This window comes from Paenibacillus sp. FSL R7-0163 (assembly GCF_037969975.1).
In the GTDB taxonomy this organism is placed as follows: Bacteria; Bacillota; Bacilli; order Paenibacillales; family Paenibacillaceae; genus Paenibacillus_AQ; species Paenibacillus_AQ odorifer.
Map to the genome: position 1 here is coordinate 2,149,409 of NZ_CP150224.1, position 22,271 is coordinate 2,171,679.

A 22,271-nucleotide genomic window follows, 5' to 3' on the forward strand; every position below is an offset into this window, starting at 1 on the left:
AACAATAATCTTGTTAAAGAAGCGACAATACATTAACTAGTTAGGAGAAATGATCGATGGAATTCGAACTGGGCAGCATTTTGAAACTAGTAAAACGTAGGCTGCTGTTCATTATTGTATTATGTATCGCTGCAGTCGGGCTCGCTGGTAGTGTTAGCTATTACGTTTTACAGCCGAAATACGAAGCGACAGCTTCTATACTTATTCAAGGGGACAGGCAGCAGAAAGCAATTAATGACATTATGGCCGGACAAAAGCTGGTCACTACTTACGGGGAGATCATTCGAAGCAGCAGGATAGCGGAAGAGGTCGTCAGAAAGCTGCAGCTAAAAATGACAGCAGAAGAGTTACTCAAAAATGTTAAGACAAGAACCAATAGCGAGTCACTCGTAACAACGGTAATTGTGACTGATTCAAAAGCTCAACGGGCAACAGATATCGCGAATGGCTTCGGAGAGGCCTTTAATGCGAATATTCAATCGATTATGGGAGTGGAGAATGTTGTATTTCTCGACCGTGCCAAGGTTCCTTCTGATCCTGTCTCACCTAAGCCCGTCTTCAATATGGCTGTTGCCTTCGGATTGGCGCTGATTACCGGGATTGCAATCTCTATCCTCCGGGAATTGATGGAGAAACCCGTGAGAAGTGCCAAAGATATTCAGCTTGATTTGCAGCTTCCGCTTCTGGGAACCGTGGGCAAATTAAAGCCACACAAACGACGGAATAAAGCGAAAACCAAATCAGCAGAAGGAGCCATCAGTTATGAAGAAGAAAACGCCAAAATTATATTGCCTGGAACAACCGAAGTCATCTAGCGGAGATCAATTCCGAAGCATACGCTCCAATATTCGTTATACCCGCGTTGGTGGAGAGATCCGCTCTTTATTAGTCACAAGCTCGCTTCCGGATGAAGGAAAATCAACGGTAGCCATAAACCTGGCGATTGCCATGGCGGAAGCTGGTAAGACAGTTCTACTCATTGATGGGGATCTACGTACGCCAACGGTGCATAAGGCATTTGATCTGCCTAATTGGATCGGGCTTAGCAGTATCTTAGTGGATCATACCCGCTTAGAGGATTGCATTATTTCTATTGAGGAAGCAGAAGGTTTGTCTGTATTGACCTCTGGTCCGATTTCACCAAATCCCGCTGAATTACTAGGCTCTGAAGGAATGAAGCGATTGTTTGCAGAGCTGAGCGTGCGTTTTGATACGATTGTCATCGACTCATCCTCTGTATTAATGCCATTTTCGGATGCCCTTATTTTGGCAACGATGACTGAGGGGGTATTGCTAGTTGTGAAATCCGGAAAAGTGCTCTTAAAGCACACGAGTTCTGCCAAGCACTTGTTAGAGCAGCAGGGAGCACATTTACTGGGAGCCGTATTGAATTATCGGAAAAAGAGCAGGCGTTCCAAGATTCGTGGTGAAGATTTTGCCGAGTGGGCCTCTTCTTCAGGAATGGTCTGACGTCTATGTCATTTGCTTCTCTTCGTTATTTGCTCGGGAATATCACTTACGCTGGTGCTCAGTTTGTGATTGTGATCCTGCTGAATAAATTCGGGTCTTCGGCAATCGTGGGGCAATATTCGCTAGGGCTTGCAGTTACTGCTCCGATCTTTATGCTGTCGCATCTACATCTTCGTTCCGTATTAATCGTTGATTCATCGGGGAAATACAGTTTTGGAGACTTTCTGGGCTTACGGCTGATAACAACCGCCCTTGCGTTTACGATTACCGCAGGTTTTTGCATAATGAGTGGTTTGGATTGGAATACAGCATTGGTTATTTTCTTCATCGGTCTGTATAGAATCGTTGAATCAATCAGTGATATTTTATTAGGCATCGTTCAAAAGGAGGAGAGATTAGATCAAATCTCAATCTCCAGAATGGCAAAAGGGTTATTCTCCATTCTAATCTTCATCCTCGTATTTATCCCTACACAGAGCCTTGTTCTTGCCTTGTTAGTCATGATAATCGGATGGTTAGCGATAACGATTGGATATGATGCTCGTAAAGCGAGAATATACACTTCTCTCAGGCCACTCTTCAACAAAAGAAGCCTATGGAGTTTACTGATCGTCAGTTCACCGCTAGGCGTGGTATTGGCGTTGATGTCGTTAAATACGAATATCCCATTATACGCGATTTCCTATTTTAAAGGGGAGCATGACTTAGGTATTTATGCTTCACTCTCATATATGATTGTTGCCTGCAATGTTGTCGTCACCGCACTTGGTGAAGCCATAACACCACGTCTTGCCAGGTGGCACGCAGGCGGGAGACACAAGGAGTTTGTCACTTTACTCAGCCGAATGATAGCGATGGGTTTGGGTTTTAGTGCGGTCGCTTGTTTGATAGGGTGGTTGTTTGGACACAAGCTGTTAACCGTATTATTCAGTTCAGACGTGGCAGGAGAGTTAGGGTTGTTTCATTGGCTGCTGGCGTCCACCATGCTGGTATTTATTTCATCCTACCTGTGGTACGCCATAACGGCTACCGGAAGGTACAAAGCCCAGATTCCATTGTTTTTGTGCACAGCATTCACTAATGGCTTGTGTTGTCTGATCTTCGTACCTCATTACGGGGTAGTAGGTGCTGCGATGGGAGCTAGTTCGTCGTTATTTGTACAGATGATTGGCAGTGTAGTTGTGCTGTATCGTGTCATCGGAAAGGCAAGAAATCGGGAACAGTCGGAAGCGGCAGCATAAGTTCTTGTTTTATAGGAAAGTAGGAAAGTAGGGACTTGTATGACATCTGTATCTGTTGTAGGGAAGCCCTACACCATGCACAATTTATTTCTGTTTGCGGTCATGGGGTACATCATATGCCTTCCGGCGCAGATTGATTTTGGGGGAGCCTTCCGTATCGCCCCGTCGGATCTCTTCTTAATGTTAGGTTTATTTGCCGCTGGATTCCATCTCAAATTGGACCGGAGGATATTCAGTTCATGGCATTGGGGCATGCTGTTCATTTTTGTTTTAGCTTCCTTTGTATCCATTTGGCGCAACGGCTTCATTACTCAATACGCCCTGCTGCAAAAAGATATTGGATTTATTCTCCTTTTGTTGACCTACATCATGCTTGTGCAAGCAGCAGATAGCTGGGAACGGTTATATAAAATGCTCCGATTTTTCCTGATCAGTGTGCTGCTCTTAAATGGTGTTGCCCTATTCGCTTTTTTCAGCGGAGTAAAGGTTCCGTTCATGGTGCAAGACGGGCGGTTGTCCGGCATGTTAATTGATCCCAATGCATACGGGGGATTGCTGGTGACGGCTTTTGCCATTCATATCATGACGAGTGGGGAGAAGATAAAGCTGCTGCGGGGATGGGTCAGCGTACTAGCGACGATAAGCTTAGCCGGGGGCATTATAATGACCTTCTCGCGCTCGTCTTGGATTGGTCTGTTCCTAGTATTACTTACACTTCTGATTACCAAACCGTCCAGACTGATCAAGATCGGTATGGGGTTTGGGGTGGCTTTTATAGCTCTGCTGCTGTATAAAGGCACCGCTTATCTAAATGTGCTGGAGTCTATGTCCAGCAGACCTTCCCAGATCCAGTCGCGTCTTGACATCATTGACAAAGCGGTGGATTGGATCGCACAAAGTCCGTTATTAGGCATTGGGCTTGGTTCCTATAATTACGAACTGCGCATTATTATCCACAACACCCCTATATGGTTTTTGACTGAATTCGGCTTATTGGGCTTGATTGTATATGGCGGATTTATGATTTGGTTCTTTATTGTGGGTATCCGTTCTTATCGTGCAGCAGATCCGATTCATAGACCGATTATTATGGCATTGCTGCTGTCCCATGCGGCGATGATTGGGTTATCGATGGGCATTGAGGCGTTATTCCAGCGGTATTGGTGGTTCATGATGGCGATGAACGGAGCTTGCATCCGGTTAACAGACAAAAACCTGAAAGGAGAGATGCCCTATCGAACCCAACACGTTGAAAGGCCAACTGGGCGCAAGCTTCGACAACGAGCAGAGCAACCTCAATAAAAGCTCAAGTAAGGACATCGGGAGTGTTCCAGCTGAGGAAGGCTTACAAGCAAAGGTTGCTTTTGTAGCCTCCATATATGGGCATTTCGAGAGTTTTCATTTACCTTACATGGTGTTATTGCAGCAAAAAGGGTGTGAAGTCCATGCTTACGCTCAGCCGGGCGAAGCCAGACAGCGCTTGGAACAGCGGGGAATTGTATGTCACGATGTACCTATACAACGAAGTCCTTTACAGTTGAAGAATTGGACGGCTCTGCGGATCTTAACTAAAAGCTTCCAAGCGGAAAAATTTCAGTTCGTCCATGTACATACACCAGTGGCTTCGATTCTCGGACGGATTGCAGCCCATAGAACAGGTGTCCCCAGCCTATTGTATACAGCTCATGGTTTTCATTTTTTTAAAGGTGCTCCTCTTCTGAACTGGATGCTTTATTATCCGTTGGAGTATTTGATGGCCCGTTGGACGGATGTGCTGATCACTATCAATAGTGAAGATTATGAGCGCGCTCAAAAATTCCCTGTGCGAAAAAAAGTAACTTATGTGAGTGGAGTCGGGCTTGATCTTCAGGTATACGGTAGCGGTGAGAGGGATAATGAAGTTGCAAAAATGAAGGGGGAAAGTCGTCGCCAGCTATTTGATTTACCTAAGAGATACAATGATAATCCTTCATTCGTTGTTCTCTGCGTCGCTGAGTTAAATGCTAACAAGAACCAAAAACAGTTGATCCAAGCACTACATCATTTGGGTGATCAAGCAAGCGATATTCATCTAGCATTCGCAGGTACAGGTCCTTTCGAGCAAACTCTTATAGAACTTGCTACTCGGTTAGGGGTTAGGGATCAGGTGCATTTTCTGGGGTTTCGAAGAGATATACCGGATTTGCTACAAGCGTGTGATGTTGCGGCACTCGTGTCCTATCGCGAGGGGTTACCCCGGGCGATTATGGAGGCGATGGCAGCAGGTAAACCCGTGATCGGCACACATATTCGGGGCATTCGCGATTTGATTGAGCATGAGTCAACGGGCATGTTGGTTCCAGTAGATGATATTGCTGCTACGGCAAAAGCACTGGTTCAACTGCGAGCGGATGCAGCTTTGACCGCAGCAATGGGGAAAGCGAATAAGGACAGGATTATTCGCTATGGATTGCCTGCGGTGCTTTGTGAAATGGACTCGATTTATATAGAAGCGCTGAAAGAACCAGGGATAAAGGCATTTCCGACTGAATTGCAACCGGGTCTGACAGCAGATAGATAATTCATTCTCGCATATACGACAACAAACGAATAAACGAATAATTAGTTAATTAGGGAGAAAGAAGTGATGAAAATGCGGATCGTACGTTTAGTCATGTTGGATGCGGGAATTATAGCGGCTTCAGTGTGGCTTGTGTTTTTACTTCGGTTTGATTTTCAAATCCCTGAGCAGTACATGTGGATGCTTCCGTGGGCGATACTCATTCACATTACGGTGTACGCAGCGTTCTCTTTTGGATTTAAGGTGTATAACAATATCTGGCGATACACCGGTATAGGTGAGTTATTGCAGCTGCTAAAAGTGAGTGCTTTAACACTTTGCGGAGTGGTCGCTGTCAATGTATCTACGCATGTATTCGTCCCTTCTTATCGATTGCCGATTTCGATTTATTTTGCAGCGGGATACGTATTTCTCGGCATTGCCGGCTTACGTTTAGTAAACCGTCTCATCAACGATAGATTTGAAACAGCGGGGGCAAAGGGTTCATCCGAAGGCAATCTGCTAATCGTAGGGGCAGGGAAAGCAGGCATCCTCGTTACCAAAGATATCAAGCATTCAAGATTTAAATTCATGAACCCAGTCGCCTTCATAGATGATGATATCTCAAAGCGCAAGCTGGAGCTTATGGGGTTACCGATTGTCGGTAACCGTAACTTCATTCCCCAGGCAGTCGAGCAGCTGGATATTTCGTTCATTATCATCGCTTTGCCTACGGCTCCACAAAAGGAATTACTGGAGATCATCGAAATCTGCAAATCTACCAAAGCTCAGATCAAGTTAATGCCCAGTATGACCGATATTTTGGACGGGAAAATGGCCATTAACATGATCCGTGAAGTATCCGTAAATGATTTGCTGGGGAGAAGCCCAATAGAAATTAATACGGAAGAGATTCGTGAGAATTTGGGAAGCGAGTGTATTCTCATCACCGGTGCAGGCGGTTCAATTGGTTCGGAGTTATGCCGGCAATTGGCTGCGTACCGTCCGAAGGAAATGCTGCTTTTGGGGCATGGAGAAAATAGCATTTATCTTATTGAACAAGAATTGCGGCAGTTATATCCCGATCAGATCATTCATCCCATTATAGCGGACATTCAGGATGTATCGCGGATTGATAACGTTTTTCAAAAATTCCGCCCCTCCATTGTGTATCATGCCGCTGCTCACAAGCATGTTCCTCTTATGGAGATGAATCCAGTAGAGGCAGTTAAAAATAATGTGATCGGCACAAGGAATGTAGCGGAAGCGAGTGCTAAATATGGCGCTAAACGGTTCATCCTCATCTCATCGGATAAGGCGGTTAATCCTACCAGTGTTATGGGGGCCACGAAACGAGCCGCGGAAATGATCATTAATGATCAGAATTCCTTAAGCAAGACGGTTTTTGCTGCTGTACGTTTTGGTAATGTGCTGGGCAGTAGGGGAAGTGTCATTCCGTTATTCAAAAGACAAATCGAAAACGGCGGCCCGGTGACGGTTACACATATGGATATGGTGCGTTACTTCATGACGATACCCGAAGCGGTACAGTTGGTTATTCAAGCAAGTGTGCTGGCACAAGGGGGAGAAGTGTTTGTGCTGGATATGGGTAAGCCAGTTCGTATATACGATCTAGCGAGGGATTTAATCCGCTTGTCGGGTCTCGAGCCTGACAAAGATATTCCCATTGTGGTCACTGGCATTCGTCCTGGAGAAAAATTGTTTGAGGAGCTTTTGACTGAAGAAGAAGGGTTATTGGTCACTAACAACTACCGTATTATGATTAGCCGCCCGCAAAGTGTCTCCAGATCTGAACTGAATTTGGTGTTGGGGGTTCTGGAGAACTTGTGCAAACGGTATGAACTGATGCCAAGCAGTCATCAGATCAAAAAACTGCTAAAGCAGCTAATTCCAAGCTATTCGGGTTTTCAGGAAGAAACGCAGGTGGGCACACATGATCTTGAACGCATTAAATCCGAAGTTCATGCGGGAATCTGACCTATGAAGTCGACTAAGTATTCATGGATGACAAGATTATGGGGCAAGCGCGACAAGCCAATTACAGGTAAACGTTCACGCATGCGGCGGGTGGGACGATACAGCCTGATTGTTATTCTTGTTGTGGTTGTAGTTGGGGGGATCTGGATTGGAGGGATATTGAATCCAGAGCATCGTTTTAACAAGGCGATTCTTAACCCCTTGACGATCCCTAGCTCTAATGTGGTTACGGACAATGAAGAGATGGTACAGTCGCTCAGCACACCAGCCCCACAAGCGCAAACGGATGAGCTTATCCTAACAACGCCTACACAAACTCCAGCTGCGGCGATTTCCCCAGCAGACAAGAAAAGCTCATCCTTTAATGTAGTGCTGATTGGAACAGACACTTGGGGCGGAGAAAGCTCGCGGGCAGATACGATCATGGTTGCCCATGTGATGCCGGATCAACGGAAGGTGAATATCGTATCTGTGCCGCGGGACACGCGGGTTTATGTGCAGAATGTCGGTTATACCAAGATCAATCATGCACATATCGTTGGTGAGACAAAGGGTGGGAATCAGCAGGGTACGCTGACACTGATTCAAGCCGTTAGTGATTTTATGAATATTCCTATTCATTACTACATCAAGACGAACTTCTCCGGTGTTCGTGATTTCATCGATTCGATTGGCGGGATCGATATGCTAATTGATCAGGATGTGACCATCACTCCGGAGATCACCATCAAGAAAGGTGAGCAGCATCTGGATGGTGCCCACACGCTTTATTTAGCAAGGGAGCGCTACTCGACTCCGGAGGGTGACTTTAGCCGCCAACGGGAGCAATTCAATATCGTTCGGGCTGTAGCCAAAAAGCTATTAAGTCCGGAGCATATTCCTGATCTAGCTGGACTGCTACTGCGTGAAAAGAAAGACATTATTGATACGAGTTTTAGTGACAGTGATTTGATGAGCTTAGCTTGGCTATTCAAGGGAATGGATTCCGCGGATTTTGCTTACGAACAGATTCCTGGCCATAACAGCTCTGCTCTAGATCCGCTCGTCCGAACTAAAGTGTATTACTGGAGTGCTAATTCGGAAGAGGTAAAGTCACTCACAGAACGTCTTTTTACGGAATAAGAGAAAGGCGGGGGGATGACTACCATGTATCGCCATATGAAGCGGGGCTTCGATTTGGTGGGAGCGATCTTTATGTTAGGTGTGTTTAGTCCGGTCATGGCTGTAGTGGCGTTGCTGATTCGGATAAAGTTGGGAAGTCCTATTTTGTTCAAGCAGCAGCGGCCGGGAATGGGAGAAAGACCCTTCTACATCTACAAGTTTCGAACCATGGCTGAAATGTATGATGCGCAGGGCCAGCCGTTATCGGATGCTCGGCGTTATATCAAATTCGGCGGATTGATTCGAAAGCTGAGTCTGGATGAGCTGCCGCAATTAGTGAATGTTGTGAAGGGAGAAATGAGTCTGATCGGACCAAGACCTTTGCTCATCCGTTACAGCCCGCATTACTCTGAACGGGAGCGGCTGCGATTCACTGTAAGACCCGGAATCACGGGATTGGCGCAGGTATCTGGACGTAATACTTCGGAATGGAAACAGCGGCTTTCCTATGACGTTACCTATGTTGAGAAGCTGAGCTTTAGATTAGATGCGTTGATCTTATGTAAAACTGTGCTGAAGGTTATCCGCCAAGATGACGTTGTGGCCAATCCGGGTGAGCATAGTCTGCCGCTCGATGAGTACAGAATGAACCAAAAGGAGGGGTCGGCATGAATTTGCGGTTTAGTCCGCTTCAGGAAGATGATATTCACCTTGCATGCCGGCTCTTACAGAGCAACTTGCCAGAGTCGGTCTACAATCAAACCATATTCGCCTGTGGCGGTTATCCCGAATATTTGAAAGCAGCATGTAAATGCGGAAGCCATTCAGCAACACTGCTGATTGGTGCCTATTCTGAAAATCTTCTTATTGGATTCGCTGAATGGCGAAGAATGGAACAGATGCTGGTTCTGAATAACTTGAATGTGGACGCAGCTTATCGAAAAGACGGCATCGGCGGCAAGCTTATGGCGTACGGGGAGACGTTAGCCCAAAAGGATGGCATTTCGAAGCTGGTACTTGATGTATTTTCGTGGAATGAGCAAGCTCATGCTTGGTATTTGCGGCTTGGTTTTGCAGAGGAAGGCCGGACTTACTGGTATGTAAGAGATTTGGCTCCATCGATTGATAGGGATAGAGAAGTATTGGCGTACATCATAGATGATTACCCGATGGCAGAGGCACATCATCAAAAGTATGGATTCTCTGCTCTTAGGATTAGAACAAAAAAAGAGACTTCAGTAGTGGGCCGGCTAGGTGAACAGTATTATCGTATCCAACTGCAAAATGGAGGGTGGAGTGGCTGCAATCTTTTGACAGACGTATTAATGGATTTAGACCGGGAGAAAAGGCTGCTGTTGCTTTCTTCAGATGCTTATTTGCGTGAGCGAGACCCCGAGCTAATCTTAAGCACTGAAAGTATACGTATGATCAAAATATTGGAGAATCAAGAGGTGCTGTATGAGTAACTTTATCGTGCTAGGCAGCTCTAGTTCAGAGGAATGGGATGCCTATTTGAACCAGTTAGAGACGAAGGATATCTATTTCTCCTCAGCGTTTTTTCGGCTGTTTGAGGACGGAGAGCACCAGCAGGCAGAGCTGTTTGTATTCAAGCAAGGAGACCAGCTCATAATGTATCCTTACTTGCTTCGCTCCATAAGCCATCTTCCTGCCGTAATCCAACTGGGGCTTGATGGTGATTGGTACGATATTAGTACACCTTATGGATACGGGGGACCGATATCGAATCTCCCTCCAGGAGCCGAACGAAGTGAGCTGTACCGGCAATTCAGTGAAACGTTCACGGATTACTGTAGAGAGAAAAAGATCATGACCGAGTTTGTAAGATTTCATCCCTTGATTGGCAACGCTACGGAATATCAAAGCGGTCTGACCACCGAGTGGAATAGAAATACAATATATATTGATTTGACTGTGGGTTCGGAGGCAGAGCTCATCCGGCATTATGGCAGCAATCATAAACGGAATATTCACAAAATAAAGTCTGCGCCCTTTACAATTCGGAATTCCAATCTGAAAGATCGTATTGAGTCCTTCAGTGAATTGTATTACGGAACACTAAATGATTTACAGGCGGATTCTTTTTATTATTTCCCCAAAAAATTTATAGAAGATACTAGTTATCTACTTGAGGGGAGAGTAGAGCTATTCGAAGCTATGGTTGGGGAGAAAACGGTGGCAACCAGCATCGTGTTACATGAACGACCGTGGATGCATTATCACCTATGTGGTTGGGATCGCGCCTATCTGCAGTGGTCACCTACCAAATTGCTAATTCACGCAGCAGCCAAGTGGGGGATGGAAAATGGCTTTGAACGTTTTCATCTTGGCGGGGGATATAAGGGGAATGACGACTTATTTCAATTCAAGCATAGATTCGCGACACAACTGGAACCCCTTGACTATTACTTAGGTAAACGAATTTTTTTTCCAGAGTTGTATGAGCGGATCATATCCTTTTGTGACACTAGAGTATCAGGAAGTTACTTTCCGCTCTATCGGCATCCAGAACTCGATATGATATGTATTCCATCTGGAGAAATCGGTCCAAATGGAGAAAGGAGCTTCGCATGAGCATTCGTCAAACGAGCATTTTGCCACGAATCTTGTTATCCCCGCCGCATATTAGTGGACGTGAGCAGGTCTACATGGAGGACGCTATACACTCTGGTTGGATTGCTCCTATTGGTCCGCAAGTCGATGCGTTCGAGCGGGAGATGGCCGCCTACACAGGATCAAAGGGTGCACTAGCGTTAAGCTCTGGCACGGCGGCGATTCATCTCGCACTTCGTCTAGCCGGTGTCACACAAGGAGATTACGTGATCTGTTCAACGCTCACGTTCGTAGCTAGCGCCAATCCTATTTTATATTTGGGGGCCACCCCCGTATTTGTCGATTCAGAGCCTGAGACCTGGAACATGTGTCCGCTAGCTTTTCAGCGGGCCTGCCAAGATTTGAATGACAAAGGGCTGCTGCCAAAAGCGGCTGTTGTCGTCAATTTATACGGACAAAGCGCAGACATGGAGCCCATTGTAGAAATAGCTAACCGATATGGAATTACCTTGATTGAGGATGCTGCCGAATCACTGGGTGCTTTCTACCAAGGCAAGGCCAGCGGAACCTGGGGCCAATTCGGAATCTATTCTTTCAACGGAAATAAGATTATTACGACCTCAGGTGGGGGCATGCTCGTATCTGACGATACCGAAGCCCTAGAGCAAGCGCGCTTCTGGTCTACGCAAGCCCGAGACACTGCCCCTCATTATCAACATTCCGAAATGGGATACAACTATCGGTTAAGCAACCTGTTGGCAGCCATAGGACGCGGTCAATTAGAACTGCTTGAAGAGCGAGTAGAGCGTCGCAGATCTATTGGCCGGCGATATAGGGAACGTTTAGGTTCCATACCGGGTCTTCATTTTATGCCGGAAGCGCGCAATTGTCGCAGCACGCACTGGTTGAGTGCGCTGACCATTGATGAAGAAGTGGCAGGGTTCTCTTCACAACAACTTCTGTCATGTCTGGAACATCACAATATAGAAGCTAGACCTGTATGGAAACCGCTGCATTTACAACCGTTGTTCGAGAGCAATTACTACTATCCTTACAGTGAGGAATACAGTGTATCGGATAAATTATTTTCAACAGGTGTCTGTCTGCCTTCTGGAAGCTCTTTATCGGATGAGGATTTGGAACGTGTCATTTATGCGATAGAGACATGTAACCAATACCGTTGATTCATCTTATTTAGCCTTCCATCCACTCGCAGCTGATCCGCTTTCCTTCACATACAAAGTGGCTTGTGCGGTGCCATCCGTTCGCATAGCCAGACTGCCAACTGGGGCGGTTACGACTCCCTCGGGCGAACCTTCCACTATGAACACTGCGGGCAACACTGCCCCGCCAGTGAGGCGAATGGCCCGTTTGAAGTTACCGTAGGTCGAGAACCATTCAAGAAGCGAATAAGGATTATACAAGGTGCCTAGTGATGTGCCTTGCATGCCGATTAGTGTTTCGAATTCTAGAATTCGCTTTACCTTCACTGCTCGGGTATCAAACACCGCTACATTATTGAGGCGCAGAGACGGTTTAGCTGCACCGTAAGAAGAGACTAGCACTACCTGATTGGTTCCGCTATTGCGGACGATCATATTGTCGACAGTAGCCATTGCGTCAGACTCCGTTGTGAATAAATGCAAGGTATTGCCCGTTAAATCCTGTGCATCTATCGTCCCCACATAAAGATCTCCTCCGTCGATTCGGACACCACTTGCTAAGGTGGAACCCGAGCCGTACATTCCTAACGAACCGATATGCAATCTTGGTTTACCTCCGGCAGCATTAAACGCTGCATAGATCGCAGGGCCTCCGATGCCATCGAACTTGGCGCTAGCGATATCAATAAATTGTGAATAGATCGTCTGTAGGCCGAAGCTAGCTTTGTGATCGGTGGAGCGGATAGCCAAATGATTGATTTTCAGCGTCAATCCATAGGACAGTAAGGCTGGACTTACCGATCCGCTTACACGCATATCTAGTGAACCGATGTCGAGTGTCCAGAGTCTAGCGATAGCATCTGTAAGCCCTGCTGATAGATCGTTACCGAAACCAATGGTTGTCAAGGAGTCGAATCGCTGATAAAAGCTGCGCGTTCCTTTAAAGACATCGGGTTCAAGATCGAGAGAGTTAGCACCAGTAAATCCAGGCGCGCCACCGCGGCTATTATTCAGAACCGCTCTGTTGACATGAAGCTGGTCTACAAAATGGACCACAAAGTTCTTTCGTCCAGCAGTCTCACAGCGGGCATATCCGATGTGCACATTAACGGAGGGGATTTCTTCTGTCCCTCCAATGAAGATATTATCCCCATAGCAATCGTGAGAGTACACTGACTCTATCGTTATATTTTGCGAAGAAGAAATGAACAGGCCGTGAAGCTGATCGTTGACGGCTGTTTTAACAGTCGATGCACTTCCATCAATTTCAAGGGTGCCCGCGATTGTGATATTTGAGGCATTTAAGATGACTAGAACCCTAGTGTCTGAGGGTGGATTCGGGGCAAGCACAAGTTTGGAGCCGGCTTCAAAACTTAAATTAGTTTTGGCTGGAATTCGAAGACACCACCAGTCGAGGACGGAGGGGTTACGCATGCGTCCCGAAGATACCTTATATATACCAGGAGGAAAGATTACTACTTTGTTTTTGGCGTTTCCCGCATTGATAGCATTTTGAATCGCTACTGTATCGTCCTTGATACCGTTTCCTACAGCGCCGTACGATCGGACGTTCACATAACCGTTAGTCTCAGGGTCTAATTTAATAGATGTGACCGCACCGTCAGAAAGGATGGACGTAGTCACCGAGCTGTCTGGAATAGGGGCAGTAGCCATATACTTCACTCCTTTATACTTTGATTTTGTATTTTATGTGAATTTTTCGGGGAATGCACGGTACAAAGATCACTCTTAGCGGGCGAAAGGAGTTTTTTATTTTGAAGGTATTGGTAACTGGGGGGTTAGGCTTTATTGGGTCCCATGTGGTTGATCGGCTAATAAAAAAGGGCATAGAAACTGTGATTGTTGATAATGTATCCGGAGCCTCCGGTCTGACTTATATGAATCCTGCTGCGGTTTTGTATAAGTACGATATTCGGGATGAGACTTTGCATGAGGTTTTTAGCCTTGAAAAGCCAAATGCAGTCATTCATCTGGCTGCACAGATCGACGTCAGAGAATCACAGCGGAACCCGTTATTTGATGCAAATGTGAATATTGTTGGCACGCTGAATGTACTGCGCATGTGCGAGATCCATCAGGTTCAAAAGCTAGTTTATGCCTCGTCGGCAGCGGTTTATGGGAACCCGGAATATTTGAGCATTGATGAGCAGCATCCCATAAATCCCGAGTCCTGCTATGGTCTATCCAAAAGTGTACCAGAGTCATATATTCGGATGTTTGCCAGCTTACATGGGCTTAAATATACGATTTTGCGTCTCGCTAATGTATATGGGCCAAGGCAAAGTTCGCATGGAGAAGCTGGCGTTGTTTCCGTTTTTCTGGATCGTATAAAGCAAGGGAAGGATCTCGTTATCTATGGGGACGGTGAGCAGACAAGAGATTTCGTCTATGTGGAGGATGTGGCGCAGGCGTTCGTTGATGCGGTTCAGACCGACGGCAGAGTGAATAATGAGACGATGAATATTAGCTGTGGAATACCAACCTCGATAAATACGATGGTTCGGATGTTAGGGGACATCACAGGTCGGGATTTCCTGACAACCTATGCGGAGCCTCGTCCGGGGGATATTCTCCATAGCTATTTAAATAATCAAAAAGCCCAGGAATTATTGTCTTGGTTCCCTAACCATAACTTTCATACCGGGCTCGAAAAAACAATTACTGTCCGCTTAAGTGTAGGAAGTGCAGTAGATCATTAAAAGCACCCATTGAAAGGGGGCACTCCGCATGGAACGCAAAATGAACTCGGAAATGTTCGTTCTTCGTAGTGTAGCCTGCTTAAGTATAGCCCTGCTGCATGCTCTTTATCGGGTTTATGACGATGGAAATACACCCTGGGTAGAGTCGGTGGGTTTACTGCTAACGTTTGGCACACCTGTATTCGTATTTATCTCTCAATTCGTGTTGTCATTTGCCTATCCCAATGAAATTCCAGCGAGATTTTGGGAGAAAAGAATCAAGTATATTTTATTGCCTTACTTTTTTTTCGGGACCTTGTATGCAGGACTAAAAGGATTGGAGATGTCGGGTAGTGACGGCATTCCTTTGCTGCAGGCTTTTTGGTATTACCTCTGGCGTCATTTGCTGATTGGAGATTTCCATGGCTATTTTATACTGATTATCTTTCAGTTTTATGCTTTATTCCTCTGGTTTCAGACGTATGCGAAGCGGCTTAACCCCCGCACTATTCTAATCGTATCGTTCCTTATTAACGTTATCTATTTGGGTTTCTTCAACTTTACTACGCCCGCAGATACGGCTGCCGCCCATTATTTCTGGGATAAAATGTACTGGATTTTCGCACCAGGTTGGATTTTTTACTTTACAGTAGCCTATTACTTGGGACGAAATGAGCTGTGGTTCCGGGAAAAATTAAAAAAGTTCCGCATAGCGGTATACACGCTCCCGGTTCTGACAGGTGCGCTTGTGCTGTTCGTGAATAGTCAAGGCTGGATAACGGCGCATAGCTCCAAAAGAATTGATATGCTTCTATTCGCCTTAAGCATGATTTTGCTGCTCTTCTCCGTGGCATCGAAAATGAAGAAAGTGCCACGTGTACTGGAATGGAGCAGCAGATACTCTTTTGGCATATACTTGCTTCATCCTTTGCTATTGGCTATATTCGTCAAGCTTCCAGCTTCATTTGGGTTGCAAAACCTTGGACTATTTAGTGTTCTGCTGCAATTTGTCGGTTGTGTGGTAGGCTCGGCACTTATAATGAATTTAGCGAATCGAATTCCTGGCGGAGCGTATGTATTCGGTCGGATCGGCGTAGGGATAAACCCAAGCAAACCACCGAAATCGCTGGATAAGCCGATAACTCCGAGTATTGGGAATGCAAACTAGCTTGGATTTGACCGGCCGCTAATCGTCTGTGTTTAGGTGATTAGTGGTCTTTTTTTTGTTTTTGCATTTATTGCGATTACTTCGCTAATTACATTGCTAATTACATTGCTAATTACATTGCTATTACATCGCGATTACATCGCACTAGCAGCATCCTCTCAATTCTCATTAAAAAAGCAAAATAGTTGTAAAAAGTACAATTAAGCTCTTATGCTCGCAGCTTTGGGGCAGTTTAATTGCATATTTTACAACTATTATTCTAGAATCCCGCCATATTGAGGCAAATGCTCGTATTTAAGTGTACAGAGTGCAACTAAATCCACAAAGGCTACCTTCAAAGCGTATATAGTTGCACAAAATACAATTAAACAAACTTCGTCGTAACCTCGCATTAGCTACACTGTGCGTTTGCGGTAGATGCAATTAAACTAACTTCGTCGTTACCTAACATTAGCTACACTCTTGCACATTGGCGGCAAAGTCCCAGTATAATTGTTGTATTGTAGTCAGTTCACACGAGGTTTTGTTTGTTCGGACCGTATTGCAGCTATTTTCACTTTTTAGTTGATTTTACGATAGTTTCGGACTGTATTGCGCTTATTTCCATAAAAACACACATTATGGAAGCTACTTTACACGAATAGCTGCATCTAAGTCCGATAATTTAGCAAAATGAATGAAATTATTAAAATAACGGCTCCTCAGTCCGATCTATAGTGAGGGGGATCTAATTAGATGAACTTCGATTATAGTCGAAGGGAACTAAATTAGTTAGAATAATTAGGTAGTCCCTTTATGGTTTTTTACATCCAGAGAATAATGCATCGTGCAGAATATTAGGAGGAAATGAATAGTGGAACTTGGAGTAAGCACATTTGTCGAGACCACACCTGATGTCCAAACGGGTGAGACAATAAGTCATGCAGAACGACTACGTGAAGTAGTGGAGGAAATTGTACTTGCCGAAGAGGTGGGATTAGATGTATACGGAGTAGGTGAGCATCATCGGCATGATTATGCGGCATCTTCACCTGCGGTTGTACTGGCTGCAGCTGCTTCGTTGACTACTAAGATCCGGTTGAGCAGTGCTGTAATGATCCTGTCTTCAGCCGATCCGGTGCGTGTGTTTCAGGACTTTGCAACGCTGGACGGAATTTCGAACGGACGTGCGGAGATTATGATCGGCCGGGGTTCGTTTACAGAGTCTTTTCCTCTATTCGGATATGATCTGAAGGATTATGAAGAACTGTTTAATGAGAAGCTGGAATTGTTATTAGCCATCCAAAAGTCAGAAAAAGTGACCTGGAAAGGCAAACACCGAGCAGCTATAGAAAATTTGGGGATTTATCCGCGTCCGGTTCAAGATCCTTTACCGATTTGGATCGGGAGTGCAGGAAGTCCAGAGTCTGCGATCCGCACAGGATCACTAGGTTTGCCTTTTGTTTTAGCGATTATAGGGAATGTTCTACCGCTGGATTATGCGTCACATGTACAGCTTTACAAAAAAGCAGCAGCTGAAGCCGGGCATGATATTTCAAAATTTCCAATCGCTTCGCATTCACACGGGTTTATAGCGGAGACTAATCAGTTAGCGCTGGAGAAATTTTTCCCTTCAACGCATGCCCGGACCAATGTGCGGGCGAAGGAAAAAGGAACACCTCCGTACCATCGTGCAGATTATGATGCAGCGTGCAGCTTAGATGGCGCCCTTTACGTAGGTGATCCAGAAACTGTTGCTAATAAAATCATTCATCTGCGCAAGCATGTGGGAATTACGCGATTCTTTTTACATGTGCCGCACGGCACGATGCCGCATGAGGATGTTATGCAGGCGATTAGACTGCTGGGCACCGAAGTGGCCCCACGTGTTCGGGAAGAAGTAGCGCGCTGGGAAGCAAGTAATCGGTAATTTAGTAAGCTGCGTCCTTAGGACGTGGCTTTTTTTGTAAGGTATACTGAAGAAATGAATAACGTTTTATACAGGAGGGGCAATGGATAAAATTCATTATTTATCTCAATTCAATTTGCTTCAATCGTTAGGACTGGAAGATCTAATTGAAATGGAAGAATTAACGCGAATAACAGTAGTCCCCAAAAATACATATATCCAAACACCGTCAACCTTTTCTGAAGGACTGTTTTTTGTGAAAAAAGGGAAGGTTCGTTTATACCAATTAAATGCAAACGGTAAGCAATTTACATCGGATATCCTTAATGAAGGCAATGTTTTTGGTGAAATGGGTGTGATTTCTTTTGGAACGAAGGAACATTATATTGAAACGATTGAGGAAAGCCATATCTGCACAATTGATCCTGGAAGGTTTGAAGAATTCATCTCTCACCGGCCTAGGTTTATGATGTCATTATTGCAAGTATTGAGCGACCGCATAAAAAGTATGAGTCAGTTAACTCAAAATCTAGCCATTGGAAATCTGCATGATAAAATATTGTGTGTTCTTTTAAAGCTGGCGGATCAGCATGGGGTTGAGCATAAGGATAATTGTTACAAAATTAATGTTCCTCTATCGCATCAAGAAATCGCTAATTTAATTGGAGCCAGCAGAGAAGCTGTAACAGTGGCATTACAAGAATTGGTGAAAGCGGAAGTTATTCGGACAGGGTTCAGAACTATCTATATCCAGCGAGACAAGATTTTGGAAAGAAATATAACATAGCTATCGAGTTGTAAACGAGATTACAGCTTCATTTTTAGAAACAACGGTATCCTAGCTATGACATGAAGGTGATTTAAGCTTTCAAATCATAGTGAAGGGACGATTTCCATGGAACGCAGGAAGGGCGCTCGGAAGGTTACTGAAATTCCCGTTGAGATTGTAGAACTGCTGAATAAAGGATATTTACAGAGCGTGAATTTAACGGAATGGCTTGCTGTGGATCATCTTATATTGCTGGAAAATGTACTGAATGAGCTAGGTTTTGAACAGGAAGCTAAACCAATTTTACAAAGGCTGAATGCGTTATCGGAAAAGAAAATCATGAAGCTCATCCCGGTGATTTCACGTGAGTGGCAGCTTCTATTTGACTGTAAATCAGAGCTGGAACGTTCCCGACTATTTGCTGTGTTAGCTCATCATAACTCCGATAGTGTTCGCTGCTGGGCTGCTTATATCGTGGGGCAGAATCATCAATGGAGTCTAGTTCAAAAACTAACAGCAATCCGTCCTTTTGCAGCGGATGGTCATTTTGGGGTGCGTGAGATTTCTTGGATGGCTTTGAGGGAATCAGTCATTGCCGAGCTGGAAGCGTCCATTGAATCGTTAAAGGCTTGGGTTCATGACCAGGACGCGAATATTAGGAGATTTGCGGTCGAATTGACGCGCCCACATGGGGTATGGGCAAAGCATATTACAGCGCTCAAAGAAAATCCAGCGATTGCCCTACCGCTATTAGAACCGCTTAACTCTGATCCGGCAAAATACGTTCAGGATTCTGTAAGCAATTGGTTAAATGATGCTAGCAAAATCAATCCGGCATGGGTACAGCAAATTTGTGATGAATGGTTGAACCTATCAGGTACCAAGGAAACAAAGCGGATTGTAACCCGGGCTACAAGAAGTATTACTGATCAAAAATAAAATTAGTGCATCACTTTAGACTGGATAATCAAACGTCAAACACTATGGGCTAATAAGTGTTGGCGTTTTTTTATTATGGAGTTAACTTGGATAATTCAAGAGAAAGACTACTTCCTATTTATTATTTAAACCAAACTTCGTGAAAATATTTATATTGTTAATCCTCAGGTCATCTGTTATACTCAGAAACACCGAATGTTACAAAAACTAACACTAATTAAAGGAATGGAGGATTTTCGTATGAAAAAACAAATAATTCGTAATGTAGGCGTCACGTTATCCATGTTTTTAGTGGTGAATTCGTTATCCAGTGTCATGTATGCTAACACAACGAATGATGCGTATAAGCCAAAAACCCATGTTCTGAAGGCGAATTCGGAGACTGTTCGATGGGGGAATATTGGTAAGGGAGATCCAGCTCTGACTGTACATTCGGGAGACATCGTAACGGTTGAGGCTATTACACATCACTCTGGTGATGATTACGAGCGGATGATTAAAGGAGATGCGGGAGTGGAGGATATTTTCCACTGGATTGAAGGGGAGAAGAACGAAGCGCTCCGCGGGCCAGGCGTACATATTATGACGGGTCCCATCGCAGTAGAAGGTGCTGAACCAGGGGATGTGCTGGAAGTGAAGATTCTGGACATGAAGCTGAGACCTAATGGAAATGAACAATACGCTGGAAAAACATATGGCGTGAATGCCGCGGCGAACTGGGGTTATCTATACGGAGATATGGTGGAGGAGCCGAAAAAGCGTGAGGTAGTAACCATCTATGAGATGGATACGGAGGGTGGAACAGATTATGCAACAGCTGTATATAACTACAAATGGTCTGTGCAAACCGATCCGGATGGTCAAGTGCACCCGACAATTGACTACCCGGGTGTTATCGTTGACCATAAAACGATTGATAAGAATTTCGGTGTGCTAAAAGGTGTGAAAATTCCGGTGCGTCTCCACTTTGGTACAATGGGTGTGGCGCCGAAAGAAGCGGATGTTGTTGACTCCGTTCCACCTTCTTACAACGGCGGTAACGTAGATGATTGGCGGATTACCGAAGGTGCAACGATGTATTATCCTGTATCCGTAGCTGGTGCACTACTGTCGATCGGTGACCCGCATGCCGGTCAAGGCGATTCGGAGATTAACGGTACTGCGATTGAGACATCGGTCACTGGGGATATACAAGTTATTCTTCATAAAAAAACATCGCTTAACAACAAGCTGAAAGGTTTAAACTTCCCATTACTTGAAAATGAGAACGAGTGGGTCGTGCATGGATTCAGCTACGCTAATTATTTGGAGGAGCTGGGGGCTAGTGCTCAGACGGATATCTTTAAAAACTCATCCATCGACAAAGCAATGAAGGATGCCGCTCATAAAACAAAAGATTTTTTAATGGCTGGAATGGAATTGAGCGAAGATGAAGCATACTCTCTGATGTCGGTGTCAGCTGATTTTGGAATTACACAAGTGGTGGATGGAAACTGGGGCGTTCACGCCTTAATTGATAAAGGTCAATTCGGCGATTCCGAGCGCAAGCCCGTGGTTTTACGGAGCAGCTTTGAGAACTTTGGAGCAAAGGTTGGCTGGCAGCCAGCCACTAAGACAGTTACGCTGAGCTACAATGGCAATGTACTGGAGATGAAGGTTGGAGCGACAACGGGAATTTACAACGGAGAGACAGTGAAGCTTGTAGCCCCATTAAGTGTTGTGAATGAGAAGGTTGTGGTCAGCGAATATTTCGTGAACTTTTATAAAGCTAAGCTGGCTAAGACAGAGTAGGACGAAATAGCAATTATTTGATAATTCTAATAAAAATCCAGATGAGAAAAGAACCGTCTTTATAGGCGGTTCTTTTTCTTATATATTTAAGCCGTCTTGATTTTTGTGGCGTTTCAATAAAATTTGGTTTTCTACACGTACCAGTCCATCCAGACAATAGATTGATTCATGCATAAACCGTTCCATCTCTTCAAGATTCTCAACTAAGATGTGAATATGCAGAATACAAGGTCCTGTCATTTCGTATAATACAGCTACACGTTCGTTTTCTTTTAATACGTCGACGATATGATTCAAATGAGCAGGTTCTACTTCAAGTTCCAGGTAGGCGGAGATTTTCTTTCCTAACTTTTCGGCACTGATGACAATCGAGAACTGTTCAATAATCCCTTGATTGACTAGCCGATCAATACGGTCTTTCACCGCGACACTTGATAAACTGACTTCTTTAGCTAGATCAGTATAGGAAATTCTGCTGTTTTGGGCCAGCCGCATCAAAATATGGTTATCGATAGGATCTAGCATGCGGATTCGTTCACCTCTTTTTTCGTAATTGTATCAGAAAAAAAGTGGAAATGCCTAGTAGCGCTTTACAGTAGAAGTGTGTGACGGCATTCTCTGCTGAAGATAGTTGACATAAAAGAATTATTTCACTATACTGGCTGTAATCTTATATACGATATACGTTGAAGGAGCCCAGTAGTAACTTAGTCCCTGTTCCAGAAAGCCGGGGGTTGATGAAACCCGGTACACACTAAGCTTGCGAATTACACTTTGGAGTATCTCGGGTAACACCGAGCGGAATGGCGAACGATATCTCGTCAAGAGTGGTATCAATGGTATGCTTGAGCATAAGCGTTTCATGGGTGCAATCTGGGTGGTAACACGGTTATTCAATCGTCCCTATGTCTACAATAGACAAGGGGACGATTTT

Annotated in this window: 19 protein-coding genes; 17 read left to right on the plus strand and 2 right to left on the minus strand. The window is 44.9% G+C overall.

Features of this window, described 5'->3' with window-relative positions; all coding sequences use genetic code 11:
* Positions 1-56: 56 nt before the first annotated feature.
* The 11 genes from NST45_RS09550 to NST45_RS09600 all read left to right on the plus strand — a co-directional run bounded on the left by NST45_RS09550 (position 57) and on the right by NST45_RS09600 (position 12,104).
* Positions 57-815 carry a Wzz/FepE/Etk N-terminal domain-containing protein gene (locus NST45_RS09550; protein WP_036688245.1) on the plus strand — a complete coding sequence of 253 codons (759 nt, stop codon included), beginning with the start codon at positions 57-59 and terminating at the stop codon, positions 813-815.
* Positions 763-1,470: a CpsD/CapB family tyrosine-protein kinase gene (locus NST45_RS09555; protein ID WP_036688243.1), complete on the plus strand. Its 708-nt coding sequence runs from the start codon at positions 763-765 to the stop codon at positions 1,468-1,470. The genes NST45_RS09550 and NST45_RS09555 overlap by 53 nt, the downstream gene beginning before the upstream one ends.
* A gap of 5 nt (positions 1,471-1,475) precedes the next feature.
* Positions 1,476-2,711: an oligosaccharide flippase family protein gene (locus NST45_RS09560; RefSeq protein WP_036688241.1), complete on the plus strand. Its 1,236-nt coding sequence runs from the start codon at positions 1,476-1,478 to the stop codon at positions 2,709-2,711.
* Between the two features lie 75 nt (positions 2,712-2,786).
* Positions 2,787-4,013: an O-antigen ligase family protein gene (locus NST45_RS09565; protein ID WP_076146451.1), complete on the plus strand. Its 1,227-nt coding sequence runs from the start codon at positions 2,787-2,789 to the stop codon at positions 4,011-4,013.
* Positions 3,961-5,271 (plus strand): glycosyltransferase family 4 protein, encoded by a 1,311-nt coding sequence (locus NST45_RS09570; protein ID WP_339825441.1) that lies wholly within the window; start codon positions 3,961-3,963, stop codon positions 5,269-5,271. Before NST45_RS09565 ends, NST45_RS09570 begins: the two co-directional genes overlap by 53 nt.
* Positions 5,272-5,337: 66 nt before the next feature.
* Positions 5,338-7,248: a nucleoside-diphosphate sugar epimerase/dehydratase gene (locus NST45_RS09575; RefSeq protein ID WP_339825444.1), complete on the plus strand. Its 1,911-nt coding sequence runs from the start codon at positions 5,338-5,340 to the stop codon at positions 7,246-7,248.
* Between the two features lie 3 nt (positions 7,249-7,251).
* Positions 7,252-8,370: an LCP family protein gene (locus NST45_RS09580; protein ID WP_244886348.1), complete on the plus strand. Its 1,119-nt coding sequence runs from the start codon at positions 7,252-7,254 to the stop codon at positions 8,368-8,370.
* 24 nt (positions 8,371-8,394) lie between these two features.
* Positions 8,395-9,021, plus strand: coding sequence for a sugar transferase (locus tag NST45_RS09585; protein WP_063829847.1), 627 nt, complete (start codon positions 8,395-8,397; stop codon positions 9,019-9,021).
* Positions 9,018-9,815, plus strand: coding sequence for a GNAT family N-acetyltransferase (locus NST45_RS09590; RefSeq protein WP_339825447.1), 798 nt, complete (start codon positions 9,018-9,020; stop codon positions 9,813-9,815). Before NST45_RS09585 ends, NST45_RS09590 begins: the two co-directional genes overlap by 4 nt.
* The gene (locus tag NST45_RS09595) at positions 9,808-10,941 is read left to right on the plus strand and encodes a GNAT family N-acetyltransferase (protein WP_339825450.1); all 1,134 of its coding nucleotides are present in this window, start codon (positions 9,808-9,810) and stop codon (positions 10,939-10,941) included. The genes NST45_RS09590 and NST45_RS09595 overlap by 8 nt, the downstream gene beginning before the upstream one ends.
* Positions 10,938-12,104, plus strand: coding sequence for an aminotransferase class I/II-fold pyridoxal phosphate-dependent enzyme (locus NST45_RS09600; RefSeq protein ID WP_038571770.1), 1,167 nt, complete (start codon positions 10,938-10,940; stop codon positions 12,102-12,104). Before NST45_RS09595 ends, NST45_RS09600 begins: the two co-directional genes overlap by 4 nt.
* 6 nt (positions 12,105-12,110) lie before the next feature.
* On the opposite strand, the gene NST45_RS09605 is transcribed toward NST45_RS09600, so the two are convergent.
* Positions 12,111-13,757: a glycosyl hydrolase family 28-related protein gene (locus tag NST45_RS09605; protein WP_339825454.1), complete on the minus strand. Its 1,647-nt coding sequence runs from the start codon at positions 13,755-13,757 to the stop codon at positions 12,111-12,113.
* Positions 13,758-13,858: 101 nt separating this feature from the next.
* Between NST45_RS09605 and NST45_RS09610 the strand changes: the two genes are divergently transcribed.
* From NST45_RS09610 to NST45_RS09635, 6 genes are all read left to right on the plus strand, one after another.
* Positions 13,859-14,803: an NAD-dependent epimerase/dehydratase family protein gene (locus tag NST45_RS09610; RefSeq protein ID WP_076225195.1), complete on the plus strand. Its 945-nt coding sequence runs from the start codon at positions 13,859-13,861 to the stop codon at positions 14,801-14,803.
* A gap of 28 nt (positions 14,804-14,831) precedes the next feature.
* Entirely contained in the window at positions 14,832-15,950 is a 1,119-nt protein-coding gene (locus NST45_RS09615; protein WP_052097105.1) for an acyltransferase family protein, read from the plus strand.
* An 853-nt stretch (positions 15,951-16,803) separates the two neighbouring features.
* A complete protein-coding gene (locus NST45_RS09620; protein ID WP_038571758.1) occupies positions 16,804-17,859 on the plus strand; it encodes an LLM class flavin-dependent oxidoreductase in 1,056 nt (351 codons plus the stop codon).
* 82 nt (positions 17,860-17,941) lie between these two features.
* Positions 17,942-18,625 (plus strand): Crp/Fnr family transcriptional regulator, encoded by a 684-nt coding sequence (locus tag NST45_RS09625; RefSeq protein WP_038571755.1) that lies wholly within the window; start codon positions 17,942-17,944, stop codon positions 18,623-18,625.
* 108 nt (positions 18,626-18,733) lie between these two features.
* Complete coding sequence (locus NST45_RS09630) at positions 18,734-19,546, plus strand: DNA alkylation repair protein (RefSeq protein ID WP_038571752.1); 813 nt, start codon at positions 18,734-18,736, stop codon at positions 19,544-19,546.
* Positions 19,547-19,786: 240 nt separating this feature from the next.
* A complete protein-coding gene (locus NST45_RS09635; RefSeq protein WP_051491568.1) occupies positions 19,787-21,337 on the plus strand; it encodes an acetamidase/formamidase family protein in 1,551 nt (516 codons plus the stop codon).
* Positions 21,338-21,415: 78 nt separating this feature from the next.
* Here NST45_RS09635 and NST45_RS09640 read toward each other — a convergent pair whose 3' ends face one another.
* Positions 21,416-21,862: an Lrp/AsnC family transcriptional regulator gene (locus tag NST45_RS09640; protein ID WP_038571749.1), complete on the minus strand. Its 447-nt coding sequence runs from the start codon at positions 21,860-21,862 to the stop codon at positions 21,416-21,418.
* Positions 21,863-22,271: the final 409 nt, after the last annotated feature.

Excerpts from the sequence above, each read along its gene's own strand:
- NST45_RS09550 (WP_036688245.1), top strand. The coding sequence starts at position 57 with ATGGAATTCGAACTGGGCAGCATTTTGAAACTAGTAAAACGTAGGCTG.
- NST45_RS09555 (WP_036688243.1), top strand. The coding sequence starts at position 763 with ATGAAGAAGAAAACGCCAAAATTATATTGCCTGGAACAACCGAAGTCA.
- NST45_RS09560 (WP_036688241.1), top strand. The coding sequence starts at position 1,476 with ATGTCATTTGCTTCTCTTCGTTATTTGCTCGGGAATATCACTTACGCT.
- NST45_RS09565 (WP_076146451.1), top strand. The coding sequence starts at position 2,787 with ATGCACAATTTATTTCTGTTTGCGGTCATGGGGTACATCATATGCCTT.
- NST45_RS09575 (WP_339825444.1), top strand. The coding sequence starts at position 5,338 with ATGAAAATGCGGATCGTACGTTTAGTCATGTTGGATGCGGGAATTATA.
- NST45_RS09580 (WP_244886348.1), top strand. The coding sequence starts at position 7,252 with ATGAAGTCGACTAAGTATTCATGGATGACAAGATTATGGGGCAAGCGC.
- NST45_RS09585 (WP_063829847.1), top strand. The coding sequence starts at position 8,395 with ATGTATCGCCATATGAAGCGGGGCTTCGATTTGGTGGGAGCGATCTTT.
- NST45_RS09590 (WP_339825447.1), top strand. The coding sequence starts at position 9,018 with ATGAATTTGCGGTTTAGTCCGCTTCAGGAAGATGATATTCACCTTGCA.
- NST45_RS09595 (WP_339825450.1), top strand. The coding sequence starts at position 9,808 with ATGAGTAACTTTATCGTGCTAGGCAGCTCTAGTTCAGAGGAATGGGAT.
- NST45_RS09600 (WP_038571770.1), top strand. The coding sequence starts at position 10,938 with ATGAGCATTCGTCAAACGAGCATTTTGCCACGAATCTTGTTATCCCCG.
- NST45_RS09605 (WP_339825454.1), bottom strand. The coding sequence starts at position 13,757 with ATGGCTACTGCCCCTATTCCAGACAGCTCGGTGACTACGTCCATCCTT.
- NST45_RS09615 (WP_052097105.1), top strand. The coding sequence starts at position 14,832 with ATGGAACGCAAAATGAACTCGGAAATGTTCGTTCTTCGTAGTGTAGCC.
- NST45_RS09625 (WP_038571755.1), top strand. The coding sequence starts at position 17,942 with ATGGATAAAATTCATTATTTATCTCAATTCAATTTGCTTCAATCGTTA.
- NST45_RS09630 (WP_038571752.1), top strand. The coding sequence starts at position 18,734 with ATGGAACGCAGGAAGGGCGCTCGGAAGGTTACTGAAATTCCCGTTGAG.
- NST45_RS09635 (WP_051491568.1), top strand. The coding sequence starts at position 19,787 with ATGAAAAAACAAATAATTCGTAATGTAGGCGTCACGTTATCCATGTTT.
- NST45_RS09640 (WP_038571749.1), bottom strand. The coding sequence starts at position 21,862 with ATGCTAGATCCTATCGATAACCATATTTTGATGCGGCTGGCCCAAAAC.